The sequence below is a fragment of the Herbaspirillum lusitanum genome (genome assembly GCF_046025995.1).
Taxonomy (GTDB): Bacteria; Pseudomonadota; Gammaproteobacteria; order Burkholderiales; family Burkholderiaceae_D; genus Herbaspirillum; species Herbaspirillum lusitanum_A.
Window position 1 is genome coordinate 1 of the sequence record NZ_JAQQFM010000009.1, and the last position, 24,603, is coordinate 24,603.

Sequence of the window (24,603 nt, forward strand, 5' to 3'; positions counted from 1 at the left end):
CCCCACTTTTTTTTTATTAGGGCCCGGCCGCCCGGGGGCGGCCCCCCCCCCCCCCCCCCCCCCCACGATGCTGCGCACAAGAGCCCCGGTGGTCATGACCGGGAAGCCAACAATCAAGCGCAGCAGCCTGAGCCGGCGCAAGACCGGACTGATCAATTTTGAACCCGCCACATGCCGGCCGCCATCGGATCGATTGCTGCCAGCGCATGCCAGCCAGAGCGTGTCGTTCTCATTGAATTAACCAATAGCCTGCGCAGCAGGCGCCAGCAACCAAGGGCTGCGTGAGCAGCCTGAAACTTAGGGAGATGTCGTAGCATGACCACCGCAACCAACCCCGGCGTACTGACCAGCGCCAGCGAACAGGAAAAGAACGTCCTGTATAAAAAAGTCTTCTGGCGCATCATGCCTTTCCTGATGCTGTGCTACGTGATCGCTTATCTGGATCGCGTCAATGTCGGCTTCGCCAAACTGCAGATGTCCGTTGATCTGGGCTTCAGCGAAACCGTGTTCGGCCTCGGCGCCGGACTGTTCTTCATCGGCTACTTCCTGTTCGAAGTGCCGAGCAACATTCTGATGCACAAGGTCGGCGCGCGCATCTGGATCGCCCGCATCATGATCACCTGGGGGCTGCTGTCGGCGGTCTTCATGTTCGTCGAAACGCCGACTCAGTTCTACGTGCTGCGTTTCCTGCTGGGTCTGGCTGAAGCAGGTTTCTATCCCGGCATCATCCTGTACCTGACCTACTGGTTTCCTTCGCATCGTCGCGCCAAGGTGATCGCCGTGTTCATGTCGGGCATTCCGGTTGCCGGCATTCTGGGCAATCCCTTGTCGGGCTGGATCATGGATGCCTTCCACGGCACCACCGGCATGCATGGCTGGCAATGGATGTTCGTGATCGAAGCGATCCCGGCCGTGCTGATCGGTCTGGCGACGCTGGCTTACCTGGATAACGACGTCAAGTCGGCCAAGTGGCTTAATGACGACGAAAAGAAAGTGCTGGCGGAAGACATCGCGCATGACCAGACCGGCAAGGAAAGCAATCACAGCTTCGGCGCCATCGTCAAAGATGCACGCGTGTGGCTGATGTGCCTGATCTACTTCTCGTTCGTGATGGGCCAGTACGGTCTGACGCTGTGGATGCCGACGCTGGTGAAAGCCACCGGCGTCACCGGCAATCTGCACATCGGTCTGCTGAGCGCGATTCCATTCGGTTGCGCCATCGTCGCCATGAACCTGATCGGCCGTAGCGCCGACAAGCACCGCGAACGTCGCTGGCACCTGGTGGTGCCGGCCCTGATGGGCGCCATCGGTTTCGTCGGCGCAGCGCTGTTTGCCGACAACACCGCGATCTCGATCGCCTCGCTGTCGCTGGCCGCCGCCGGCGTGCTGACTTGCGCACCGCTGTTCTGGTCGCTGCCGACTGCTTTCCTGTCGGGCGCTGCTGCCGCGGTGGGTATCGCCGCCATCAACTCGGTGGGTAACCTGGCCGGTTTCGTCAGCCCTTACCTGATCGGTTACCTCAAGGATCTGACTCACAGCAATGCCATCGGCATGTACATGCTGGCGGTGATGCTGGTGGTCGGTTCGATCGCGACGCTGGCCACTTCAGCGAAGATGGTCAACAAGTAATTCGCAACAAGACAAAGCCCGCACGCGAATAGCCTGCGGGCTTTATCATTCAGAGTCACCCAACCGGATCCGCGCACGTCGCCGATCCCGCACATCCACATTCAAGGAGAGCACGATGCTGCGTTTTGCCGCCAACCTGAGCATGATGTATGTCGAACACGATTTTCTGGACCGCTTCGCCGCTGCCGCGAAAGATGGTTTCGAAGGTGTCGAATACCTGTTTCCGTATGATTTTCAGCCGGAAGAAATCAAATCGCGTCTGGACGCCCATGGTCTGACCCAGGCACTGTTCAATGCGCCGCCGGGCGACTGGGCTGCCGGCGAACGCGGCATCGCTTCGCTGCCGGGCCGTGAAGACGAATTCAAGCGCAGCGTTGAAACTGCCTTGAAGTACGCTTCCGTGATCGGCAACAAGTCCTTGCACGTGATGGCAGGCCTGATCAAGCCGGAGCAGGATCGCGCCAAGCATCGCGCGGTGTATCTGGACAATCTGTCGTATGCCGCGCATCAGGCCGAATCGGCCGGCATCACCGTGGTGATCGAGCCGATCAACACGCGCAACATCCCCGGTTTCTTCCTGAACCGTCAGGATGACGCGCAGGCCATCTGTGCCGAGATCGGCGCTGAAAACCTGAAGGTGCAGTTCGACTGCTACCACTGCCAGATCGTGGAGGGCGACGTCGCCGTCAAGCTCAAGCGCGACATGGCCGGCATCGGTCACATCCAGATTGCCGGTGTGCCGGAACGCAATGAGCCGGACATCGGCGAACTGAACTATCCCTACCTGCTGAAGCTGATCGACACGCTGGGCTACAAGGGCTGGATCGGTTGCGAATACAATCCGGCCGGCGCCACATCGGCCGGTCTGGGCTGGCTCAAGGACCTCGCAGCACAGGGCCTGACCAAGCTGAAGACGGCCTGAGTTTCCGGGTTTGCCTGCCGCAGGGCGATCTCATCGTCGCCTGTGGCAGCCAGTGCTGAAGCCATAAAAAAAAGCGGAACGCTCATTGTGAGTGTTCCGCTTTTTCATGTCAGCCGCGCTGTGCAGCCGCATGTTTTCTGATGTCGCGCAGTCAGGCGGCAGCCGGTTTCAGATGCTCGGTGACGGCTTCCTTGTTATGGCATTTGACGCAGGTTGCGTAATGCCAGATGGCTGCAGGCGAAAAGCCGCAGCCGGTTTTTTGTCCGCATTTTCTGCAGAGAAGATTGCTTTGCTCGGGAATGTTCATCAAGGGTGTTGCCGTGAGGTTGTTCGATGCACGTGGGCGGCCTTGCGGACACCTCATGCGAATTCAGTTCTGATGCACGAGCGTTTGCTGGCGCGATTCTACGCGCTAAGGGGAGTGGGTGGCGTGTTGCCGCAACTTTCTTTTCGCGCGGAAAGCGGCGACAGAGCCCGCGCAGGCGCGCTTAAAACAGATCGATTTCGCCGCCGACCGGTTTGCTGGCCAGTTTGCTGGCGTAATCGCGTTCGCTGTTGACCAGCGTGGCGTCGGTCTGCTTGAGCTTCTTGACCAGCACTTTTCCCGAGCGCGGGAAGAAATGCACCTTGCGCGGCCAGATGTCGTTCAGGTCTTCGGCCACCACGCGTATGCCTTCGGCCGACAGGAAATTCTTCACGAACTTTGCATTGCGCTCGCCGACATTGAGCGCCGTCATGCCACGCAGCACGGCGCCGCCGCCGAATACCTTGCATTCCAGGTTCTCGCGCCGGGCGCCGGCTTTCAATACATCGTTGATCAGGATTTCCATGGCGTAAGTGCCGTAACGCATCGAGGGCGATACCGGGCTCTCGGTTTCGCCGCCGCCGTCGGGCAGCATGAAATGGTTCATGCCGCCGATGCCGCTGACGCGGTCGCGGATGCAGGCCGATACGCAGGAACCCAGCACGGTGGTGATCATCATGTCGTGGTGGGTGTAATAGTATTCGCCGGGCAGGATCTTGGCGGTGTCGCAATTGAAGGTGCGGTCGTGATAGATGTGCGACGCGAACTGTTCAAGATTGGATTGGACTGTCATCGTTTTTCCTGGCTCTCGGCAAGGCGCGTCAGCGCTGTTGGGCGGATCGGTGCAGCGCTTTGCTGCACGGAACGTGGAAGTGCAATGAAGCTTTGCGATTGCAACTACGATTGCAGTGCACTTGTCTGTGCTGGTACGAGAACCCTGGCCGGTTGGTCTTGCCCGGCCACTGCATCATACCCCGCGATTTCTTGCTAATGCGACATCGAATGAATTTTAAGCAGCGCGATGCCACAGCGCCATCGGGGAATTCCCTAGGCGGCACGAAAATGCATGCTTCAGGGCAATCGGAGAAATTGCAGCAATCGCAGCAGTTGGTCGCCGCCCGGCGTCAGCGCCGCGTGGAGCGCCAGCAGATCAGCGAGCCCAGTGTCACCATCAGCACGCCTTGCCAGAACGAAAGCGTGGGTTGCGTCTGCAGCCACAGACTGGCGAGCAGGACTGAAAAGATCGGCGTGAAGTAAGACGCCGCCGCCAGCAAGGTCATGTTGCCGTGCTGAATACCGACATTCCAGCACGAATACGCGGTGGCGCTGAGGCCGCCCAGCACCAGCACCTGCAAGGCGCTGGACCAGCTGAAATGCAATGGCGCCTCAGCGCTGTATCCGTATTTGATCCACAGCACCAGCGCCGTCATCAGCAGAAACAGCGGCACCGCACTCTTGCCGCCGCCGTAGCGCCGCGTGAAGACCGAATAGGCGGCCCACAGCGCCGCTGCACTGAAGGCCAGCAGGTAGGCCACAGGATTGCCCTGCATGTGATCCCACAGCAGCGCCGGCGACCATGCGCTGTCGCCCTTCAGCACCCAGACGATGCCCAGCAGCGACAGCGCCGCGCCCGGCCACAGCAGCATTGAACTGCGCTGCTGCCCGGTGAGCACTGCAAGTACGATGGTCAGGCAGGGCCACAGATAATTGATCATGCCCAGTTCCATCGCCTCGGCGCGGCTGTGCGCCATTCCCAGCGACAGCGCCAGGAAGACTTCATAGCTCACGAACAGCAGGCCGCCGATCAGCAGATAGCGCCACGAGAAATGCCGCAGCCGCGGAATACCCAGCACGGCGCAGGTCAGCAACGCTGCCACGCTGAAGAAGGACGCGGCGCCGCCGGCCGGCCCCAGCGCTTCGGCAATGCTGCGCACCAGTCCGACGGTGGCGCTCCAGAACACGATCGCGGTCAGGCCGATCAGCGTTGCATTGCGGATGGCATTGTGAGCGGAAGGTGCAGAAGTTCTGGAGGCGCCGGAAAGCTGATCGGGATTTTTCAAGTGAAGGCGTGCTGCGGAAATGAAAGAAAACGTCTGGAAATCTGAGACGGCTTGGCAGGATACATGATCGGGGCTGATCTGGCCGGGCAGTCCGCCAGGCGGATCATTAGAGCTTCATCAGTAAAGTTCTTTCAGCACCGAGATGAAGGCCTGCAAGCCCGAAGGCACATGACGATGGCCGGGGTAGTAAAGAAAGAGTCCTGGAATGCGCGGGCACCAGTCGTCCAGCAGCGTGACCAGCTTGCCCTTGGCCAGATAGGGCAGGGCGGCGTTGTCGGGAACATAGGCAATGCCGAGACCGGCGACGGCCGACTCCACCATCAGCGCCACGTGATCGAGGATCAGCGCGCCCGGCACGTCCACCGTGATTTCCTGACGGCGACGCGCGAATTCCCAGCGATACGGTTTGCCGCTGGGCATGCGTATCCGTATGCACTGATGCTGCTGCAGATCGTCCGGCGTGCGTGGCGCCGGGTGTTGTTTCAGATAGGCCGGCGCCGCCACCGCGACAAAGCGCACGTCGCCGCCGAAACGCACGGCATGCATGTCCAGCGGCAGCGACTCGCCCAGACGGATGCCGGCATCGAAACCGGCGGCAACAATGTCGACCAGCTTGCCCTCGGTCACCAGATCCAGCGACATCTCCGGATAGCGCGCCAGAAAGGTCGGCACGGCTTTTTGCAGCAGCAGGCGCGCCGCCGTTTCGCTGGTGTTGATGCGCAAAATGCCTTGCGGCCGGTCGCGGAAATGATTGACCTCATCCAGCGCCAGATCGAGATCCTGCAAGATGGGCGCGAGCCGGCTGACCAGCCGCTGTCCGGCTTCGGTCGGCGACACGCTGCGGGTGGTGCGGTTCAGCAGGCGCACTCCCATTTTCTTTTCGAGCGCGCGCATCATGTGGCTCAGCGTCGAAGGCGACAGGCCCAGCTCATCCGCCGCCTTTCTGAAACTGGCGTGATTGACGATGGCGCTGAGAGCCGTCAGATCGTCCAGGGCAGGATTGTTATTCATGGCTGTATTTCATCAAATCATCCAATATTGGGTGGATAGTAACAGCAATATTTCTCCTTATACTGAACTGCATGATCGCTCTTGCGATTCAATCTTCAAGGAGAAACATCATGCAAAAGACCTGGTTCATCACCGGTGCGTCGAGCGGGCTCGGACGCGAAATGAGTGAGCAATTGCTGGCGCGCGGAGATCGCGTGGCCGCCACCTTGCGCCAGCCTTCTGCGCTGGACGATCTGCAGCAACGCTATCCGCAGACCTTGTGGACGGCGCAGCTGGATGTGACCGACCACGCGCAGATACGCGAGGTCAGCGCGCGCGCTTTTGCGCAGCTGGGGCGGATCGATGTGGTGGTCAGCAATGCCGGTTATGCAGTATTCGGCGCCGCCGAAGAATTGAGCGATGAGCAGATAGAGCAACAGCTGGCGACCAATCTGAGCGGCTCGATTCAGGTCATCCGCGCCGTGCTTCCACATTTGCGTGCGCAGGGCGGCGGCCGCATTCTGCAAGTGTCGTCGGAGGGCGGGCAGATTTCCTATCCCAACTTCAGCCTGTATCACGCCAGCAAGTGGGGCATAGAAGGATTCGTCGAGGCCGTGGCGCAGGAAGTGGCGCCGTTCGGCATCGAATTCACCGTGATCGAGCCCGGCCCGACACGCACCCGTTTCGGGGAAAATCTGGTCGTGCCGACGAATATGGCAATCTACGATGCGACCCCGGCCGGCGATGTCAGACGTGCCATTGCTTCGGGTGAGTTTGCAATACGCGGCGACGCCGCCAAAACGGTGGCCGCGATGATCCGCTGCGCCGATGCCGACCGCGCGCCGAAGCGACTGGTGCTGGGCAGCGGCTCGTACGAGCGCATCCGTGCTGCGCTGTCGGCCCGGCTGATAGAGCTGGAAGCGCAGAAGGCCATTACGTGTTCGGTCGATGCGCTTGAGTGAGTCCTGCTGTTGGAGGCGACGGTGCGCCGGACCGAGATCAGGCGCGCGCCGCATCCAAAAAAAAGCGGCCACCCCGTTCGGGAGTGGCCGCTTTTTCTTGCTGCGGTTCTTGCGCTTCTTTATTGCGTTCGTTGCATTTGCTGCGGTACTACCATCCGGAAATTCCGCCGACAGCGCTCGCCCTTACCGGACCGGCGCCACCGGCCGAGCCGGACTTAAGGCTTGACGGGAGCCGGAGCCGATCCCGTCGATGCAACCGTCTTCGGCAGTTCCTTGCGCGCCTTGGCGACGTCACCTGCCGTCACCGCCGACGCCTGGTTGCCCCAGCTGCTGCGGATGAAGGTCACCACGTCCGCCACTTCCTGGTCCGACATGCGGCTGGCGAAGCCAGGCATGGCGAACTGGGTCGGGGCCTTGTGGGTCCACGGCATTTCCGCGCCTTCCAGCACGATGCGGATCAGCGAAGCCGGATTGTCGGCGTTCACCGTTGCGCTCTGCGCCAGATGCGGGAAAGTCTCATCCCAGCCCTTGCCGGTGCTGCGATGGCAGGCGGCGCAGTTGTTCAGGAACGCCATCGCGCCCGGACTCTGGTCGGAACCCTTGCGCAGTGCCTGATGGGTCTTCTCGTCATAGGCCAGCGGTGCAACACCTTCCTTCACCGGCTTGAGCGACTTCAGGTACTTGGCCATGGCCGTCAGATCGGCATCGGTCAGGTATTGCGTACTGTTGGCGACCACATCCGCCATGCCGCCGAATGCTGCGGAATGGGTGTTGCGGCCGGTCTTCAGGAAGGTGACGATGTCGGCTTCGCTCCAGGTGCCCAGACCATCACGCGCGTCGCCACGCAGATTGTTGGCCAGGTAGCCGTCGATCACGCCGCCCGACAGGAACTGCGTGCTGTCGTCGGTCAGCGCCTTTTCCTGCATGCCCACGCCACGTGGTGTGTGGCAGGCGCCGCAGTGACCCAGGCCTTCGACCAGGTACTGACCACGCAGCAGCGCGTTGCTGTCGTCGCCACCGTCGATTGCCACGGCCGGCGCGAACACCTTGCGCCAGATCGACAGCGGCCAGCGCATCGACAAGGGCCAGACGATATCGACATTGCGGTTCGGCGTCGGATCGGCCTTCACGCCGTTCATGAAGTAGGCATACAGCGCCTTCACGTCGGCCGGCTTGACCTTGGCATACGAGGGATACGGCATGGCCGGATACAGCGACGCGCCATCCTTGCGGATGCCGTGACGCAGGGCCTTGTCGAAATCGTCTTCGGTGTAGTTACCGATGCCATTGGTTTTGTCCGGCGTGATGTTGGACGAGTACACGGTACCGATGGGAGTGACGATAGGCAGACCACCGGCGAACGGCTTGCCGCCCTTGGTGGTGTGGCAGGCCACGCAGTCGCCTGCCTTGGCCAGATACTCGCCACGCTGCACCAGTTGCTGGTCGGGCGCAGGCGCATTCTGCGCCAACGCTGCAGAGCCTGCGAAAGCGGACAGCGTCATGACTGCCGCACAAGCGGCGATGAAATGTTTCTTGATCATGGTCGTTATCCTCTTATGCCTGAACCAGCGGGCCGGGGTTTTTCAGATACTGCTCGCGGATTGCCTTGGCGGAGTGATACGCCAGCGCCGTGACCAGGCCGGTCGGGTTGTAGCCCATGTTTTGCGGGAACGCCGAAGCGCCGTACACGAACACGTTAGGCACGTCCCAGCTTTGCAGGTACTTGTTGATCACGCTGTTCTTGGGCGTGGTGCCCATGATCGCGCCACCGGTCAGGTGGGTCGACTGATACACGCGGGTATCCCATGAGGAACCGGTCTTGCGCACCGCCTTGACCACTTTTTCCGGGTTCATCGCCTGGCCGACTTTTTCCATCTCGCCTGCAATGTAGGTCAGCATCTTGCCTTCGTTTTCCTTCCAGTTCAGCGTCATGCGCAGCAGCGGCTGGCCATTCGCGTCCTTGTAGGTCGGATCGAGCGACAGATAGCAATCGCGGTAGGCCATCACCGAGCCGGACATACCGATGGTCAGCGTACGCTGGTAAGCGTCCTGCACACTGCCCTTCCATTCCGAACCCCAGTTGGGAACCTTCTCGCCCGGCATGGTGCCGGTCTGCTTGATCGGACGACCGCCGTAGCGCACGTGACGGATCGATGCGCCGCCGATGAAGCCTAGCGGACCGTGGTCGAACTGGTCGGCGTTCAGATCGTCCATGCCCACGCCGCCGGCGCCGGTGCCGATGAAGGGGTTGAATTGGGTGCCCTTGGGCATGACCACGTTGATGCCGCCGTTGTACTGGTAGGCGAAGTTCTTGCCCACCACGCCTTCGCCGGTGACCGGGTCATACGGCTTGCCGATGCCCGACAGCAGCAGCAGGCGCACGTTGTGCGTCTGGAATGCAGTCAGCAGCACCAGGTCTGCCGGTTGTTCCACTTCGCGGCCCTGGGCGTCGATGTAGGTGACGCCGGTCGCGCGTTTGCCGGAAGCATCCAGATTGACCTTGATGACTTGCGCCTTGGTGCGTACTTCGAAGTTCTTGCGCTTCAACAGCACCGGCAGGATGGTGGTCTGCGGCGACGCCTTCGAGTACATGTAGCAGCCGTAGTTTTCGCAGAAGCCGCAGTAGTTGCAGGGGCCCAGACGCACGCCGTAAGGGTTGGTGTAAGGCTCGGAGGCGTTGGCCGCCGGTGCCGGATACGGGTGGTAACCGACGTCGCGCATGGCCTTTTCGACCAGCGAGGCGCTGTACTGGTATTGCAGCGGCTTGGTCGGGAATTCATCGGTACGGGCGCCTTCCAGCGGGTTGCCGCCGGCGACGATCTTGCCCTTGAGGTTGCCGGCCTTGCCGGACACCGCCATCAGTTTTTCCGAGAAGTCGTAGAACGGTTCCAGTTCCTCGTAGGTGACGCCGTGGTCCTGGATGGTCATGTCTTCGGGAATGAATTTCTTGCCGTACTTCTGCTCGTGGTGAGTGCGCATGTTCAGCTCTTCCGGCAGATTGCGGTACATCATGCCGTTCCAGTGGAAGCCTGCGCCGCCGACGCCGTCGCCCAGCAGGAAGGAGCCGTGCTGGCGGTATGGCACCGCGGTGTCGGCCACGCCGTAACGGATGGTCACGGTTTCGCGCGAGAGGTCCTGGAACAGCGCGCCGCGCACCGAGTACTTCAGCTCGTCGACGGCCTTCGGATAAGGCGTGTCGGTATTGGTGTCGCGCATGTCGCCGCGTTCCAGTGCCAGCACGTTCAGACCGGCTTCGGTCAGTTCCATCCCCATGATGGCGCCGGTCCAGCCGAGGCCTACCATCACCACATCTACTTTGTCTTTTTTAATCGCCATGATCAGCCCTTTTCACCCAGAATCGACACGGGGCCGTATGGATACTTCACGTTGTATTGGTCAACCCAGTCCAGATAATCGGCGCGTGCGCCGGGGAAGCCGACCATCTTCCAGCCGCCCATCTTCTGGTTGCCGCCGTACATAGGATCGGCGAAGTAGCCTTCCTTGGTATTGCCCAGCATGAAGCTGAAGAAGGTCTTGGCGGGAAGGGCGTCGAAAGCGATCTTGCCGCCTTCCATCTGCTTGAGCACGTCGAGCTGCTTGGCCTTGTCCAGATCGGCAAACACCTTGCCGAGATTCTTGGTACACCAGTCGTTACAGGCGGCGATACCCTGACGGTAGATATCGCGCGGCACCAGCGACAGCTGATAGCCCAGCTCAGGCACCAGGTCGGTGTGGAACGGGCCTTGCATGTACCACAGCTTGCCGGCGCCGTAAGGCGTTTCCATTTGACGGTCGATGAACTCGGGCACGCCTGTTTCGAGGGCGCCGGCACCATACTGGTCGGAGGGGATCAGGTGATCGACAGCGGCATTGATGAATGCCCATTCTGCCGCGTTGAAGTAGGTTGGCTGGTAGGCACGTGCCTTACCGGGTTCGGGCGCGTCAGCGGAGGCGATATTGCTGACGGCTACTGCAGTGGTTCCACCTAGCGTAGTTGCTGGGACGATAGCCAAGACTTGGCGCAAAAAGCGCCGTCTTGGCTCTTTTTCTTGAGACATGACGTTTCCTTTGAACTGTTTTGTCGAGAAGAACAGGCACGCAGAAACGCCGCTTTAAGAAAGCAGGATGGGTCGGAAATCAAAGCACAGACGTCCTCACCACCATCTAAACCGGTTGTCTTTTTGTACCTGTGCAATTCAATCGGAGGCTGGCGCGGACCGAAGGAAGATGCGTATTTTATTCCTAATGGAAATATTTTTCTGAGGGGGTGTGTCGGAAATGCGAATTTCAAGAGGCAGTGATGCATTTTTTGCGCGCGTACAGCCGGCCATAATCTGTTGCTGTGCATGGCTTGCGGATGAGCGGAGGCTCGCCCCATGAAGTGCGAGTCAGTTTTTCGTGCGATGCATCAACTTGTCTTACCTATTGAACTTCTGACGACTGCATTTATCCACGCGCGCTTTTTATTGCGGTGCACTTCTCGGCGTCAGCCTCGGGCGGACTCATGATATCCTTCGGGCCTGAGCAAAATCTTGATTTGATTTGATCTTGCGCATTGCGGGAACGCTGCTGTTTTTGCATGCGCCGCATGTACCAGATCTGAATTTCATTTGAATTCGTCAGAACCCATCAGACCCATAAAGCAATTTTTTCCTCGCTAAATGGGCGCCATGGTCGCACGCCGACCAAGCCAATACCGTGCCAGCCATTCGCCGTGCACTTGGAATTCGCAGGAGCAGGAGACTTGAAGGACCGTAAGTCTTTTGTGCGGGAGACACCAAGGTCGGTTGTTGTACAAATCCGAAAGTTGTTGCAGCTCATACCAATCTGACGCCGGGTTCGCCCTGTGTCGCGATACTCCTGTTCTTCCGTGGATCGGGCTGTCGATAGCCCCGTTTTTCTTCATGCGCGCCAGCCGCCATGCGTGAGGGAGTGCCGGGACTGTCTGAAGACCGGAGCATGGTGCGCGGATGTCATTTATTCAATGTGGATTCGATAATGTTAAAAAAATCCTACCTGGCCTTGCTGGGTTTTGTCTTTTCGTTGCTGGTGTTGCCGGCGCAGGCCGCCGACGTCAAAAAAGTGGATGTGCTGCTGGTCGGCGGCGGCATCATGAGCGCCACCCTGGGCGTCTGGCTCAATGAGCTTGAACCCGGCTGGACGATGGAAATGGTGGAGCGCCTCGATGGCGTCGCCAAGGAAAGTTCGAACGGCTGGAACAATGCCGGCACCGGTCACTCGGCACTGGCCGAACTGAACTACACACCGGAAAACAAGGATGGCAAGGTTGAGATCGCCAAGGCCATCGAAATCAATGAAGCGTTTCAGATTTCGCGTCAGTTCTGGTCCTGGCAGGTCAAGAACAATGTGCTGAAGAATCCGCGTTCGTTCATCAATTCGACGCCGCACATGAGTTTCGTATGGGGCGACGACAATATCAAATACCTGAAGAAGCGTTACGAAGCGCTGCAGGCCAGCCCGCTGTTCCGCGGCATGCAGTATTCGGAAGATCCGGAGCAGATCAAGAAATGGGTGCCGCTGATGATGGAAGGCCGTGCCGCCAATCAGCGCATCGGCGCGACCTGGACGCCGATCGGCACCGACGTCAACTTCGGCGAGATCACGCGCCAGTTTGTCGGCCATCTGCAGACGCTGCCGAATTTCTCGCTGAAGCTGTCGAGCGAAGTGCAGGACATCACGCGTAATGCGGACGGCACCTGGCGTATTTCGTACAAGAACCTGAAAGATGGTTCCAGCGTGCAGACCGACGCCAAGTTCGTGTTCATCGGCGCTGGCGGCGGCGCGCTGCGTCTGCTGCAAAAATCGGGCATCCCGGAAGCCAAAGAATACGCAGCCTTCCCGGTCGGCGGCTCGTTCCTGGTGACCGACAATCCGGCCATCGCCGAGCGCCATCTGGCCAAGGCTTACGGCAAGGCTTCGGTCGGCGCGCCGCCGATGTCGGTGCCGCATCTGGACACCCGCGTGCTGGACGGCAAGCGCGTGATTCTGTTCGGACCGTTTGCAACCTTCTCCACCAAGTTCCTGAAGGAAGGTTCTTACTTCGACCTGTTCTCCAGCACCACCACGCATAACGTCTGGCCTATGGTCAAGGTCGGCGTCGAGCAATATCCGCTGGTGGAGTATCTGGCCGGCCAGCTGATGCTGTCCGACGACGATCGCTTCAAGGCCTTGCAGGAATATTTCCCGGATGCGAAGAAGGAAGACTGGCGTCTGTGGCAAGCTGGCCAGCGCGTGCAGATCATCAAACGCGACGAAAAGAAGGGCGGCGAACTGCGTCTGGGTACTGAAGTCGTGAGCGCCAAGGACGGCAGCATTGCCGGCCTGCTGGGCGCCTCGCCGGGGGCATCGACGGCTGCACCTATCATGCTGAGCGTGCTGGAACGCGTCTTCAAGGACAAGGTCGCGACGCCTGCATGGCAAGCCAAGATCCGTCAGATCGTGCCGAGCTACGGCACCAAGCTCAATGACAGCCCGGATCAGGTGTTCCAGGAATGGACCTACACCAGCCAGATTCTGCAACTGACGCCGCCGCCGGCAATCGACCGTACGGTCACGCCGCAACCGGCAGCATCGGGCAGCACCAAGCCGGTGAAGGGCAATGCTGCATCGGATATGGCGCTGTAAGCGAGTTGAGTTGGGGGCGGTGACGGAGCGTGACTTCGTGCTCCTTGCTGCGGCCTCGCATAGCGATATCGCATCTGCAATAAAAAAACGCCGGGCTTGATCGCCTGGCGTTTTTTTTCGTCTGCTCGTACCGCAAAATCATGGCGAGCGATGAGCGCTTCGATTCCGCTCAATAATCGAAATCGTCATTGACCACATGCGTTTCCACTGCCATGCCGATGGCTCGCGCGAGGATGACGTTGCAGTAAGACGCGGGGAACTCGGTCATGCAAAAGTCAAAGTATCGTTTGATCTGCTGCTGGGCAACGACGGCCAGTCTTTGAGCGTTACTTTCACGTAACTTGGATGCTTGTGAATCGGCGCACTGGCCGACATCGGCAATGCCTGCCGCTTTGCAGGCTCTCTCCGCTTCGACATGCAGCGCCGCAGCGATGCCGGCCTTGGAGGCAACTTTGCTTTCCATTGTTTTCGGCGCAGGCAGAGGCTCCGGCTCGGTTTTATCGCAAGCGGCAAGGCTCATGAGCAAGGCAAGAATCAATGCGACTGGAATGAAGCGCATGCTGTATTTTATTTTTCGCAGGCAGTATTCGGATGGCCCGGATGGCGCAAAGAGAATGACTTGATTATATGCGACCAATTTTCAAGTTGTTGCGGCGAAGAGAGGGGGAAATGTGCCTTGAGCAACCGCTGCATTCAGCCCGTTTTGCCTGCAGTGGCGTTCGATTGCATGTCGAAATGACAAAAAATATGTTGCAAGGGATGTGCGGCCGCCTTTTTGTACGTTGCTGTTCTGGCGATGCTGGTGTTGCCTCATGCGGGTCGGCAGATCGAGCAATGCCGGGCGTGTGAGGAATGCGCTAAAAGCGCGCAAAGGGAGGCTCAGATTCAGTTAGACCTGAAGAACTTGGTCGGGCCGAACGAGCGGCGCCGAAGGAGGAGAGAATCAGTGCAGAAAATAAAACGGAGTGTGTGAAAGCAGCAGAAAGCAGATTCCGGATGCTGCGATTTCCCGCAGCAAAAACAAAAACGCCAACCCGAAGGCTGGCGTTTTTTAATTCTTGGTGGCCCGGGGCGGAATCGAACCACCGACACAAGGATTTTCAATCCTCTGCTCTACCGACTGAGCTACCAGGCCAAGACGAAAGAGTATAGCAAAGAAAAAAAATTATGCAAGAGCTTTCAATAAATTAGTTTTCTCAGGCCGTTTATAATGCATTCCCATGAACGGATTCGAACCATCTTCTTCCTCTTCGTCTGTCGCCGGCAACAACGCGCGCTCGGATATTTGCATCGTCGGCAACGGCGCGGTCGGCAAAACGGCGGCGCTGGCGCTGGCGCAGGCCGGCTTGCGCGTGAGCTTGCTGGCGCCGCCGGCGCCTGCTCCCGATCCTGCGGCTGTTCGTCCCGACTGGGACGTGCGCGTGTATGCGCTCAACCATACCGCGCGCCATCTGCTGTCGTCGGTGCGGGTGTGGGAGGCGATGGATGCCGAACGCATTGCGCCGGTAGATAACATGAGCGTGTTCGGCGATGGTGACGGTGAGGGTCAGCGCAGTAAGGGGCAACTCAGTTTCGATGCCTATTCGGCGCGCACCGATGCGCTGGCCTGGATCGTGGAAGATCGCAATCTGGATGCCGCATTGAATGCCGCATTGAAGTTCGCGAACGTGCGCCAGGTGCGCGGCAAGGCAGTGGCTTTGCGCGCTGGTCTGGATGCGGCCGGTCTGCAGCTCGATAGCGGCGAGATCCTGTCGGCGTCGCTGATTGTCGGCGCCGACGGCGGCCAGTCCTGGGTACGCGGCCAATGCGATATCGGGCTCGACTATCGTGCCTATGGCCAGCGCGCCATCGTGACCAATTTCCACTGTGAGCTACCGCATCACGGCATCGCCCATCAATGGTTCAGCGCGCAGGACGGCGTGATCGCGCTGTTGCCGCTGGCGGGTGAGCGTGTTTCGCTGGTGTGGTCGGCGCCGGACGCGCTGGCCGATCGGTTGATGCAATTGCCGCTGGCCGAACTGGCGCAGCGTCTGCAACAATATGCGGGTGCGGTGCTGGGCCAGTTGACGCCGCTGCAGCCGCAAGTGGCCAAGGCGTTTCCGCTGGCGCTGATCAAGCCGCATGCCATGATCGCGCAGCGCGTGGCGCTGATCGGCGATGCCGCCCACGTGGTGCATCCGCTGGCCGGACACGGCATGAATCTCGGCTTTGCCGATGTGGCGGCGCTGGTCAAGATATTGAGCGGGCGCGAGCCGCAATATGATTGCGGCGACAGTCGCGTGCTGCGTCGTTATGCGCGGGCGCGCAAGGAAGAAGTCTTGCTGATGCAACTGGCGACCGATAGTCTGTCGCGTCTGTTTGCGAGCGACGCCGAGCCGCTGCGGCTGGCGCGCAATCTCGGAATGAACTTGGTGAACAGCTTGCCTGTCCTAAAGCGGCGTCTGATCGGGCATGCGCTCGGGAAATGATTTGCAGCGCCGGATGTTGGCCGGCGCTGGAGTAGTGATGCAGGTCGGTAAATAAAAACTGAAAATAGCTGTATCGTGCTGATTGCCCGGCGTCACAGGCCAGGCAAAACATAGAAGAGCGCCTCCATTAAAAATGAAGAATGCATGCGCGTTTTGATTTGAATCAGGATATTTATGAAAAAAATTTTTACAGCAAGCGTGATCCAGTCCTTGCGTCGTTTCGGGCTGGCGGCAGCCTTGCTGGGATGTGTCGGAGTCAACGCACACGCGCAGTCCGCGACTGACGGCAGCACAGAAGCCACCATCAAGAAACTGATCGAGCCGCGTCTGGGCGAGGGCGCCAAGGTTGATTCGGTCACCAAGACGCCTTACTCCGGCCTCTATGAAATCCAGATCGACGGCGACGTGATCTACACCGACGTCAAGGCGCAATACCTGTTCATCGGTCGCGTGGTCGACGCGCAGAGCTATCGCGATTACACCAAGGAAAAGATCGAAGCGATCAACAAGGTGCCGTTCTCGGGCCTGCCGCTGGACAAGGCGATCAAGACCGTCAAGGGCAACGGCAAGCGCAATATCGCGGTCTTCGAAGATCCGAATTGCGGTTACTGCAAGCGCTTCCACGAAACCCTGCAAAAAGTCGACAACATCACCGTCTACACTTTTCAGTACAACATCCTGGCGCCGGATTCAATCGTGAAGTCGCGCAACATCTGGTGCGCCTCCAACCCGAGCAAGGCCTGGTCGGACTGGATGCTGAACGGCAAGGAAGCGCCGGCCGCGCCAGCCAATTGCACCGCGCCGCATGAAGAAATTCTGGCGCTGGGCAAGAAAATGAAAGTGACCGGCACGCCGACCATCATCTTCACCGACGGCTCGCGCATTCCGGGCGCCATCGACGCCAAGGCGCTGGAACAGAAGCTGTCCTCGATCAAATAAGTTGATCTGATAAGACGATCAGTTAAGACGCTCAAAACGCAGATGGGATTTCCGGCGCCTCCGGAAATCCCATCTTGGCTTGAGTGCGCATCGGCTCCAGGTCGGCTCCGATGCGCTCTGATCTGCTCCCCGCGTTTTACTTCGTCGTATGCAGTTGCATCATCGCCGCGTCAAATTTCCCTTCGCACAGCAAGGCAATCACATCCAGGCTTTTTTCCAGCGCCTCGTTGATCAGCGCCTGTTCTTCCTTGCGCGGCCGATGCAGCACGAAGTCGGCCACCGGCTGTTGCAGCCCGAGGCTGCGCGGATGGCCGATGCCCAGACGCAGACGCCAGTAATCCTGGGTGCCGAGCGCGGCGGTGATGTCCTTGAGGCCGTTGTGTCCGCCGGAGGAGCCGCCTTTCTTGAGGCGCGCCACGCCGGGCAGCAGATCGAGTTCGTCGTGCACCACCAGCACTTCATCCGGCGTGATCTTGTAGAAGCGCGCCAGCGCGCCGACCGACTGGCCGGAGCGGTTCATGAAGGTCTGCGGTTCCAGCAGCCAGACTTCGTTGCCGCGGATCGAGGTCTTGGCGGCCAGCGCATTGAAGCGCTGCTCGCGCGCCAGCCGGGTGCTGCCGGCGAGATTGTCGACCAGCCAGAAGCCGGCGTTGTGCCGGGTTTGTTCGTATTCGGGGCCGGGGTTGCCGAGACCGACGATGAGACGGATGGACATGTTGCGAAGAAGGGCCGGATGGGCCGGAGATCAGCAGGAAAGCGCAGATTATCGCGGATATTGGTCGGGGTCGTCCATTTTGACTGAGGGCATCCCTTTTCAGCAGCGGCGGGAGCGCATCGCAGTTGTGATGCGCAGCCCGCAGTATTTGTAATTTTGTTATCGGTTTCAGCGCATTCATGCTTCACGCAGCGCAGTTTGCGCGCAGGTTTCAGGCAATTCGCGGATGTCAAGATTGGCGCGTCCGCATGAATTGCGTATCATCCATCGCTTGATTTTCATTACTGGGTTTCACATGTTGCCTTCTATCGAACAACGTCTCGCTCTCGAACTGGTCGCCAAGCCGGTGCAAGTTGCCGCCGCCGTCGCCCTGCTGGACGAAGGCGCCACCGTTCCCTTCATCGCTCGTTACCGCAAGGAAGTCACCGGCGGTCTGGACGACACGCAGCTGCGTCTGCTCGAAGAGCGTCTGCGCTATCTGCGCGAGCTGGAAGACCGCCGCGCTGCGATCATCGGCTCGATCGAAGAACAGGGCAAGATGACGCCGCAACTGCTCGATCTGATCGTGCACGCGGAAGACAAGACCCGCCTGGAAGATTTGTACCTGCCGTACAAGCAGAAGCGTCGCACCAAGGCGCAGATCGCCGCCGAAGCCGGCCTCACCGAGCTGGCCGATGCACTGCTCAACGATCCTGCGCTGAACCCGGAAGAAGAGGCCGCCAAGTATCTGAAGCCTGCCTTCAGCACCGACGGCGTAGACAATCCGGGCGTGGCCGACACCAAGGCCGCATTGGACGGCGCGCGCCAGATCCTGATGGAACGCTTTGCCGAAGATGCGGCGCTGCTGCAAAACCTGCGCGAATATCTGACCGAGCATGGCGTGGTCGAATCCAAAGTGGTTGAAGGCAAGCAGGATGCCGGTGAAAAATTCGCCGACTATTTCGACTACTCCGAAACCATCGGCACCATTCCTTCGCACCGCGCGCTGGCCTTGTTCCGTGGCCGTCGCGAAGAGATGCTCAACGTCGTGTTGCGTCTCGACACCGAAGAAGAAAAGCCGAAGTGGGACGCCCCGCACAATCCATGCGAAGGCCGCATCGCCGCCCGTTTTGGCGTCAGCAACAAGGGCCGTCCGGCCGACAAGTGGCTGTCCGACACAGTGCGCTGGGCCTGGCGCGTGAAGGTCTTCATGCATCTGGAAACAGAATTGATGACCGGTCTGCGCGAGCGCTCGGAAGCCGAGGCGATCAATGTGTTCGCTCGCAATCTGAAGGATCTGCTGCTGGCGGCGCCGGCCGGTCCGCGCGCCACCATGGGTCTGGACCCGGGGCTGCGCACCGGCGTCAAGGTGGCCGTGGTGGACGCCACCGGCAAGGTGGTCGATACCGCCACCATCTTCCCGCACCAGCCGCGCAACGACTGGAACGGCGCGCTGCACACGCTGTCGCAACTGGCTGAAAAACACAAGGTCGCGCTGATCTCTATCGGCAACGGCACCGCCTCGCGCGAGACCGACAAGCTGGCGCAGGATCTGATCAAGCTGCGTCCGGAACTGAAACTGACCAAGATCGTGGTGTCGGAAGCCGGCGCCTCGGTTTACTCGGCTTCGGAATTCGCCTCCAAGGAATTGCCGGACATGGACGTCTCGATCCGTGGCGCAGTGTCGATTGCACGCCGTCTGCAGGATCCGCTGGCGGAGCTGGTCAAGATCGATCCGAAGTCGATCGGCGTCGGCCAGTATCAGCACGACGTCGGCCAGTCGCAACTGGCGCGTTCCCTTGATGCGGTGGTGGAAGATTGCGTGAACGCCGTCGGCGTCGATGTGAACACCGCTTCCGCGCCGCTGCTGGCGCGTGTCTCCGGCCTGAATGCCAGCGTCGCGCAAAGCATCGTCTCGTATCGCGACATGAAGGGCATGTTCACCTCGCGCGCGGCCTTGCGCGAAGTGCCGCGCCTGGGCGACAAGACGTTCGAACAGGCCGCCGGTTTCCTGCGCGTGATGAACGGCGACAACCCGCTCGACGCATCGGCGGTGCACCCGGAATCGTATCCGCTGGTGGAAAAGATTCTGGCCGACATCAAGAAGGACGTGAAGGGCGTGCTGGGCGAAGCGGCGCTGCTGAAATCGCTGAGCCCGACCAAATACGCCGATGAAAAATTCGGTGTGCCGACCGTCACCGACATTCTGAAGGAGCTGGAAAAGCCGGGCCGCGATCCGCGTCCTGAGTTCACCACGGCAACCTTCAAGGATGGCGTGGAAGAAATCAAGGATCTGCGTCCGGACATGATTCTGGAAGGCGTGGTGACCAACGTCGCCGCCTTCGGCGCCTTCGTCGATATCGGCGTGCATCAGGATGGTCTGGTGCACATCTCGGCGCTGTCGAACACCTTCGTCAAGGACCCGCACACGGTGGTCAAGGCCGGTCAGGTGGTCAAGGTCAAGGTGCTGGAGGTGGACGAGAAGCGCAAGCGTATCGCGCTGACCATGCGCCTGTCCGACAGCGCGCCGGTGGCCGGCAGCAAGCCCGAGCAACGCGGCGACCGCAACGATGCGCGTCGTTTGTCGCAGCATCAGGGCCAGCAGTCGCGTCAGGCGCCGCCGGCCAACAATGCCATGGCAGCGGCGTTCGCCAAGCTCAAGGGCTGATGCACTAAAAGTTTTGTTGCAATGAAAAAGACGCGGCTTGCCGCGTCTTTTTTTGTCCCTGAATGACTGCGTCCGCGCAGCCGGCAACTCAGGCGCTGGTCGAGATCCTGGTCTGGCTGACCGACACTGAAACCGTCACCGTGGTTTCACTGGCGGTGACGGTACCGTCGCTCGGGGTGCCGCCATCGGTCTGGCCCTGATCCGGATTCTTGATCTTGGCCATGAAATCGGCCAGACCCTTTTGCACCAGATCGTAGGTCTTGTCGATGTTGTCCGAGAGCGTACCGTTGAGCACGTTCAGGCTGGACAGAATATCGCGCGCTTCCTTGAAGCCCTTTTCCACACCGCTGTAGATCAGACCCATATAGCTGTTGACGTTGCCGGAGTCATCCTTGTCCGGGTTGTTCTGCTTGTACATCTCGAACATGTTGGTCACGAACGAGACGATGCGCCCCGCAGTGGCTTCCGGTGAATTGTCTTCGGATGCGGCGTTCTGAATCGCGTTGTCGCCCAGCTGGGGTTTGAGCACTTCATTCAGATTTTCAATCGCGCTCTTGTAGACCAGCGCCAGCGGGTCGTTTTGCGAGCTGATCGAGACTTCCAGCGAGGACTGCAGAATGGCAATGTTGAGCTGCTGTTTGGCGCCGGCCGTGGTCAGCTGATTGGCTTTTTCGGCATCGCTGAGTTTGTCGGTGCTGGTGCCGGCTGCTGCGGTCGCGCCGGCGGTGGCCGGCAGATTGGCATCAGTGCCGGTGGAAGTGGTGCTGGGGAGCAGCGCAGTCGTGTCGACGCCGCTGGTACTGGTAATGGCCATAACGGTCTCCTAGTCGAAAAACAGGATCCGGGCAAAAGGGAGGGGGAGTCGGATCCGGCGGGATTGGCAGCCGACAAGCGCGCCAGTCCATCCTTCCATATCGACACTTGCCCGGATATCTGAATATTGACAAAAATTTACATTCGTCAGTTTCAGTGGACAGTGTGACAAGAGTGTGCGGCGAAGTGAGGTTGCCGATCACCGAAAGCCTTTTCGATAAAGGCTTTGCGCGGCGTTGCGCGAGTGAAATCTGTCTTTGCGACCAACAAAAATAAATTAAAAAAATTTGCCGGAGTGATGATAAATCGGCTTCACGTGAACAGAAGATTGCTCTGCATTCAACAAAGGCGCAGCCAGTGCTGAGCTTAAGCGCGACAGCGGTTTTCGTGTGCGCGCAAGTGAGACGAGACGTTTTGTTTTGCCTTCAGATTTCTTCGACCAGAAACAGTCGTCTATGCTCGCGCATCGCGTAACGATCAGTCATGCCGGCAATGTAGTCGGCGACCTGGCGTGCCTGTTTTTGAATGCGCAGCGTCTCGTCGCCGAGGTCGCGCACCTGATAATCGGGCGGCAGCAGATTGGGCTGCTGCGTGAAGGCCTGGAACAGTTCGGCGATGATGCGATGCGCCTTGCTGGTCATGCGATTGACCTGATAGTGGCGATACAGATTTTCACGCAGAAAGCGTTTGAGGATGCTGGCGTCTTCCGCCATCGCCGGCGAAAACGCGATCAGCGGCGTCGCATTGCGCACGTCGTCCAGACTGGCCGGTGCGGCATCGGCGATGCGTTGCTGCGAGGTGCGCAGCAGATCGACGATCAATGCATTGATCATGCGCCGCACGGTTTCATTGATGGCGCGGCGGCCGCTGATGCCGGGGTAAGCGGCTTCCGCTTCACGTCGGTGGCGCGCGAAAAAATCCACCTCGCTCAGTTGCGCCAGCGTCAGCAGACCCGAGCGCAAACCGTCATCGACGTCGTGATTGTTGTAGGCGATTTCGTCGGCCAGATTGGCCAGTTGCGCCTCCAGCGAGGGCTGCTTCCTGTCGATGAAGCGCTGGCCGATGGCGCCCAGCTGACGCGCATTCGCCAGCGAGCAATGCTTGAGGATGCCTTCGCGTGTTTCGAAGGTGAGGTTGAGGCCGTCGAAGGCGCCGTAGTGCTGCTCCAGTTCATCCACCACACGCAGGCTTTGCAGATTGTGCTCGAAGCCGCCGTAATCCTTCATGCAGCTGTTCAGCTCATCCTGGCCGGCATGGCCGAAGGGCGTGTGGCCGAGATCGTGGGCCAGCGAAATGGCTTCCACCAGATCTTCGTTCAGACGCAGATTGCGCGCGCAGGAGCGAGCGATCTGCGCGACTTCGATGCTGTGGGTGAGGCGGGTGCGGAACAGGTCGCCTTCGTGATTGACGAAGACCTGAGTCTTGTATTCGAGCCGGCGAAACGCGGTGGAGTGGACGATGCGGTCGCGGTCGCGCTGGTATTCGCTGCGCGAGCCGGGAGGAGCTTCATCGAAGCGCCGACCGCCGGTGCTTGCCGCTTGCGCGGCGTAGGGGGCGAGAAAATTCGGCGCTTCAAAACTCATGTCAGTCTCCGGTGCAGGCCGCCAGGGTTTGCAGTAAAACTTCCTGCGGCGCGTGGGTGATCAAAGGGGCTCCCAGCGGTCGGATCAATATGAACTTGATCTGCCCGCCTTCATTTTTCTTGTCGACTTGCATCAGCTCCAGCCAGCGCGCGGTGCCCAGATCGGGCGCGGTCACCGGCAGGCCGGCGGCCAGTGTAACTGCGCGCACGCGATCGCGGCTGGCGGCATCGATGTAGCCGAGGCGATGCGACATGTCGGCCGCCATGACCATACCGCAACCGACCGCTTCGCCGTGCAGCCATTGGCCGTAGCCGAGGCCATTTTCAATGGCGTGGCCGAAGGTATGGCCGAAATTCAGAATCGCGCGCAGGCCGCCTTCGCGTTCATCCTGGCGCACCACTTCCGCCTTGATTTCGCATGAGCGCTGGATGGCATACGCCAGAGCCGCATCATCCCTGGCGACCAGCCTGGCGACATTGGTTTCGATCCAGTCGAAGAAGGGCGCATCGATGATGGCGCCGTGCTTGATCACTTCGGCGATGCCGGCCGCCAGTTCGCGCGGCGGCAGCGTGTGCAGCGTGGCGGTATCGGCGATCACCGCTTGCGGCTGGTAGAAGGCGCCGATCATGTTCTTGCCGAGCGGATGGTTGATGCCGGTCTTGCCGCCGACCGATGAATCCACCTGCGACAGCAGCGTGGTCGGCACCTGCACGAAGGGCACGCCGCGCATGTACGACGCTGCGGCAAAGCCGGTGAGGTCGCCGATGACGCCGCCGCCGAGCGCGATCAGCGTGGTCTTGCGATCGCATTTTTCGGCCAGCAGGACGTCGAAAATCTTCATCAGGCTGGCCCAGTTCTTGTGCTCTTCCCCGTCCGGCAGCACGATTTCGGTGACTTGCTTGCCGGCTGCGCGCAGAGCAGCGCTGACCCTGGCCAGATACAGCGGGCCGACCTTGTCGTTGGTGACGATGGCGGCGCGCTTGCCGTCGACGTAGGACGGCAGCACCGACGCGTCGTCCAGCAGGCCGCGACCGATCAGGATCGGATAGCTGCGCTCGCCGAGGTCGACTTCCAGGCGAATGGTTTCGCCGGCGGATGTGCCGCGGGCCTGATCGTTGTCACTTTGATTGCTGCTGGCGATGCTGGAGGTATCCATGTCTCTGCGGTTCGGTTGGGCGTCGAAATGGATGTCGACGCTGGTAAAAGTGCTGTTGCTGCTGGCGATGGTGTCGCCGGTCACGGGATCGATGATGGTGCTGCTGGTGGTTCGGGTGGTGCGGATGGTTTCGGTCACCAGCATCGTCGATGGTGCCGTCACATCGGATGCAGCATGCATGTTGCCGACCGGCATTGCCGTGCTTTGTTGACCGACCGGCGCATCGATCTGCTTGGGCGACAGCTCCAGGTGGCTCATGATGGTCTGCACCAGAAACTGCACATTGGGGCGATTGGTCTCGACCACGAAATCGGCTACTTCGCGGTACAGCGGTTCACGCTGGCGCGACAGTTCTTCCAGCTTGCGGCGCGGGTCGGCGATCTGCAGCAGCGGCCGGTTCTTGTCGCGGCCGGTGCGTTGCAGGATCTGGTTGATGCTGGCGCGCAGATACACGACGGTGCCGCGTTGGGAAAGATGTTGCCGGTTCTCGGCGCGCAGTACGGCGCCGCCGCCGGTGGCCAGCACGATATCCGGCAGCGCGCTGAGTTCGCGGATGACTTCCGCTTCGCGTCGGCGAAAGCTTTCTTCGCCCTCGATTTCGAAGATGACGGGAATCGATGCGCCGGTGCGCGCTTCAATCTCGTGATCCGAGTCGATGAAGCGCTTGTTCAGTTTTTTGGCCAGCGCACGGCCGATTGTTGTCTTGCCGGCGCCCATCAGGCCGACAAGAAAGATGCTTCCACTCATAAGAACATTCTGCGATGCAGGGT

18 protein-coding genes and 1 tRNA gene are annotated in these 24,603 nt (G+C 60.1%); 7 read left to right on the top strand and 12 right to left on the bottom strand.

The window, feature by feature from the left end; genetic code table 11:
- The first annotated feature begins 315 nt into the window (after window positions 1–315).
- Complete coding sequence (locus tag PQR62_RS19635) at window positions 316–1,629, top strand: MFS transporter (protein WP_408159713.1); 1,314 nt, start codon at window positions 316–318, stop codon at window positions 1,627–1,629.
- 115 nt (window positions 1,630–1,744) lie between these two features.
- Window positions 1,745–2,551, top strand: coding sequence for a 2-oxo-tetronate isomerase (gene otnI, locus PQR62_RS19640; RefSeq protein ID WP_408159714.1), 807 nt, complete (start codon window positions 1,745–1,747; stop codon window positions 2,549–2,551).
- A 488-nt stretch (window positions 2,552–3,039) separates the two neighbouring features.
- Here otnI and cheD read toward each other — a convergent pair whose 3' ends face one another.
- The 3 genes from cheD to PQR62_RS19655 form a co-directional block, all read right to left on the bottom strand.
- Window positions 3,040–3,648, bottom strand: a complete 609-nt coding sequence (cheD, locus tag PQR62_RS19645; RefSeq protein ID WP_408159715.1) for a chemoreceptor glutamine deamidase CheD — start codon at window positions 3,646–3,648, stop codon at window positions 3,040–3,042.
- Between the two features lie 331 nt (window positions 3,649–3,979).
- Window positions 3,980–4,915, bottom strand: coding sequence for an aromatic amino acid DMT transporter YddG (gene yddG / locus PQR62_RS19650; RefSeq protein ID WP_408159716.1), 936 nt, complete (start codon window positions 4,913–4,915; stop codon window positions 3,980–3,982).
- Between the two features lie 117 nt (window positions 4,916–5,032).
- The gene (locus tag PQR62_RS19655; protein WP_408159717.1) at window positions 5,033–5,926 is read right to left on the bottom strand and encodes a LysR family transcriptional regulator; all 894 of its coding nucleotides are present in this window, start codon (window positions 5,924–5,926) and stop codon (window positions 5,033–5,035) included.
- 110 nt (window positions 5,927–6,036) lie between these two features.
- Here PQR62_RS19655 and PQR62_RS19660 point away from each other — a divergent pair, with 110 nt between their 5' ends.
- Window positions 6,037–6,867, top strand: coding sequence for an SDR family oxidoreductase (locus PQR62_RS19660; RefSeq protein WP_408159718.1), 831 nt, complete (start codon window positions 6,037–6,039; stop codon window positions 6,865–6,867).
- A gap of 215 nt (window positions 6,868–7,082) precedes the next feature.
- Here PQR62_RS19660 and PQR62_RS19665 read toward each other — a convergent pair whose 3' ends face one another.
- Genes PQR62_RS19665 through PQR62_RS19675 form a run of 3 tightly spaced genes read right to left on the bottom strand, consistent with a single transcriptional unit; the run spans window position 7,083 to window position 10,925 of the window.
- Window positions 7,083–8,408 carry a c-type cytochrome gene (locus PQR62_RS19665; protein WP_408159719.1) on the bottom strand — a complete coding sequence of 442 codons (1,326 nt, stop codon included), beginning with the start codon at window positions 8,406–8,408 and terminating at the stop codon, window positions 7,083–7,085.
- A gap of 13 nt (window positions 8,409–8,421) precedes the next feature.
- On the bottom strand, window positions 8,422–10,203 hold the full coding sequence (locus tag PQR62_RS19670) for a GMC family oxidoreductase (protein ID WP_408159720.1): 1,782 nt from the start codon (window positions 10,201–10,203) through the stop codon (window positions 8,422–8,424).
- A gap of 2 nt (window positions 10,204–10,205) precedes the next feature.
- A complete protein-coding gene (locus tag PQR62_RS19675) occupies window positions 10,206–10,925 on the bottom strand; it encodes a gluconate 2-dehydrogenase subunit 3 family protein (protein WP_408159721.1) in 720 nt (239 codons plus the stop codon).
- Window positions 10,926–11,865: 940 nt separating this feature from the next.
- Here PQR62_RS19675 and mqo point away from each other — a divergent pair.
- On the top strand, window positions 11,866–13,512 hold the full coding sequence (gene mqo / locus PQR62_RS19680) for a malate dehydrogenase (quinone) (protein WP_408159722.1): 1,647 nt from the start codon (window positions 11,866–11,868) through the stop codon (window positions 13,510–13,512).
- Window positions 13,513–13,681: 169 nt separating this feature from the next.
- Here mqo and PQR62_RS19685 read toward each other — a convergent pair whose 3' ends face one another.
- Entirely contained in the window at window positions 13,682–14,071 is a 390-nt protein-coding gene (locus tag PQR62_RS19685; RefSeq protein WP_408159723.1) for a hypothetical protein, read from the bottom strand.
- Between the two features lie 500 nt (window positions 14,072–14,571).
- Window positions 14,572–14,647, bottom strand: a tRNA-Phe gene (locus PQR62_RS19690).
- Window positions 14,648–14,732: 85 nt separating this feature from the next.
- On the opposite strand from PQR62_RS19690, the gene PQR62_RS19695 reads away from it, so the two are divergent.
- The gene (locus tag PQR62_RS19695; protein WP_408159724.1) at window positions 14,733–15,980 is read left to right on the top strand and encodes an FAD-dependent monooxygenase; all 1,248 of its coding nucleotides are present in this window, start codon (window positions 14,733–14,735) and stop codon (window positions 15,978–15,980) included.
- A 174-nt stretch (window positions 15,981–16,154) separates the two neighbouring features.
- Window positions 16,155–16,919 (top strand): DsbC family protein, encoded by a 765-nt coding sequence (locus PQR62_RS19700; RefSeq protein WP_408159725.1) that lies wholly within the window; start codon window positions 16,155–16,157, stop codon window positions 16,917–16,919.
- Window positions 16,920–17,055: 136 nt separating this feature from the next.
- On the opposite strand, the gene pth is transcribed toward PQR62_RS19700, so the two are convergent.
- Window positions 17,056–17,634, bottom strand: a complete 579-nt coding sequence (pth, locus tag PQR62_RS19705; RefSeq protein ID WP_408159726.1) for an aminoacyl-tRNA hydrolase — start codon at window positions 17,632–17,634, stop codon at window positions 17,056–17,058.
- Window positions 17,635–17,929: 295 nt separating this feature from the next.
- Between pth and PQR62_RS19710 the strand changes: the two genes are divergently transcribed.
- A complete protein-coding gene (locus tag PQR62_RS19710; protein WP_408159727.1) occupies window positions 17,930–20,281 on the top strand; it encodes a Tex family protein in 2,352 nt (783 codons plus the stop codon).
- Window positions 20,282–20,369: 88 nt separating this feature from the next.
- Here the strand turns inward: PQR62_RS19710 and PQR62_RS19715 are convergent, their stop codons facing one another.
- From PQR62_RS19715 to aroB, 3 genes are all read right to left on the bottom strand, one after another.
- The gene (locus PQR62_RS19715) at window positions 20,370–21,095 is read right to left on the bottom strand and encodes a DUF5610 domain-containing protein (RefSeq protein WP_408159728.1); all 726 of its coding nucleotides are present in this window, start codon (window positions 21,093–21,095) and stop codon (window positions 20,370–20,372) included.
- Window positions 21,096–21,519: 424 nt separating this feature from the next.
- Window positions 21,520–22,677: a deoxyguanosinetriphosphate triphosphohydrolase gene (locus PQR62_RS19720; protein WP_408159729.1), complete on the bottom strand. Its 1,158-nt coding sequence runs from the start codon at window positions 22,675–22,677 to the stop codon at window positions 21,520–21,522.
- Window position 22,678: 1 nt separating this feature from the next.
- The gene (gene aroB / locus PQR62_RS19725) at window positions 22,679–24,580 is read right to left on the bottom strand and encodes a 3-dehydroquinate synthase (protein ID WP_408159730.1); all 1,902 of its coding nucleotides are present in this window, start codon (window positions 24,578–24,580) and stop codon (window positions 22,679–22,681) included.
- Between the last annotated feature and the right edge of the window lie 23 nt (window positions 24,581–24,603).

Excerpts from the sequence above, each read along its gene's own strand:
- PQR62_RS19700 (WP_408159725.1), top strand. The coding sequence starts at position 16,155 with ATGAAAAAAATTTTTACAGCAAGCGTGATCCAGTCCTTGCGTCGTTTC.
- mqo (WP_408159722.1), top strand. The coding sequence starts at position 11,866 with ATGTTAAAAAAATCCTACCTGGCCTTGCTGGGTTTTGTCTTTTCGTTG.
- PQR62_RS19660 (WP_408159718.1), top strand. The coding sequence starts at position 6,037 with ATGCAAAAGACCTGGTTCATCACCGGTGCGTCGAGCGGGCTCGGACGC.
- otnI (WP_408159714.1), top strand. The coding sequence starts at position 1,745 with ATGCTGCGTTTTGCCGCCAACCTGAGCATGATGTATGTCGAACACGAT.
- PQR62_RS19715 (WP_408159728.1), bottom strand. The coding sequence starts at position 21,095 with ATGGCCATTACCAGTACCAGCGGCGTCGACACGACTGCGCTGCTCCCC.
- PQR62_RS19655 (WP_408159717.1), bottom strand. The coding sequence starts at position 5,926 with ATGAATAACAATCCTGCCCTGGACGATCTGACGGCTCTCAGCGCCATC.
- cheD (WP_408159715.1), bottom strand. The coding sequence starts at position 3,648 with ATGACAGTCCAATCCAATCTTGAACAGTTCGCGTCGCACATCTATCAC.
- PQR62_RS19695 (WP_408159724.1), top strand. The coding sequence starts at position 14,733 with ATGAACGGATTCGAACCATCTTCTTCCTCTTCGTCTGTCGCCGGCAAC.
- PQR62_RS19685 (WP_408159723.1), bottom strand. The coding sequence starts at position 14,071 with ATGCGCTTCATTCCAGTCGCATTGATTCTTGCCTTGCTCATGAGCCTT.
- aroB (WP_408159730.1), bottom strand. The coding sequence starts at position 24,580 with ATGAGTGGAAGCATCTTTCTTGTCGGCCTGATGGGCGCCGGCAAGACA.
- PQR62_RS19675 (WP_408159721.1), bottom strand. The coding sequence starts at position 10,925 with ATGTCTCAAGAAAAAGAGCCAAGACGGCGCTTTTTGCGCCAAGTCTTG.
- PQR62_RS19710 (WP_408159727.1), top strand. The coding sequence starts at position 17,930 with ATGTTGCCTTCTATCGAACAACGTCTCGCTCTCGAACTGGTCGCCAAG.
- PQR62_RS19670 (WP_408159720.1), bottom strand. The coding sequence starts at position 10,203 with ATGGCGATTAAAAAAGACAAAGTAGATGTGGTGATGGTAGGCCTCGGC.
- PQR62_RS19635 (WP_408159713.1), top strand. The coding sequence starts at position 316 with ATGACCACCGCAACCAACCCCGGCGTACTGACCAGCGCCAGCGAACAG.
- pth (WP_408159726.1), bottom strand. The coding sequence starts at position 17,634 with ATGTCCATCCGTCTCATCGTCGGTCTCGGCAACCCCGGCCCCGAATAC.
- PQR62_RS19720 (WP_408159729.1), bottom strand. The coding sequence starts at position 22,677 with ATGAGTTTTGAAGCGCCGAATTTTCTCGCCCCCTACGCCGCGCAAGCG.
- PQR62_RS19665 (WP_408159719.1), bottom strand. The coding sequence starts at position 8,408 with ATGATCAAGAAACATTTCATCGCCGCTTGTGCGGCAGTCATGACGCTG.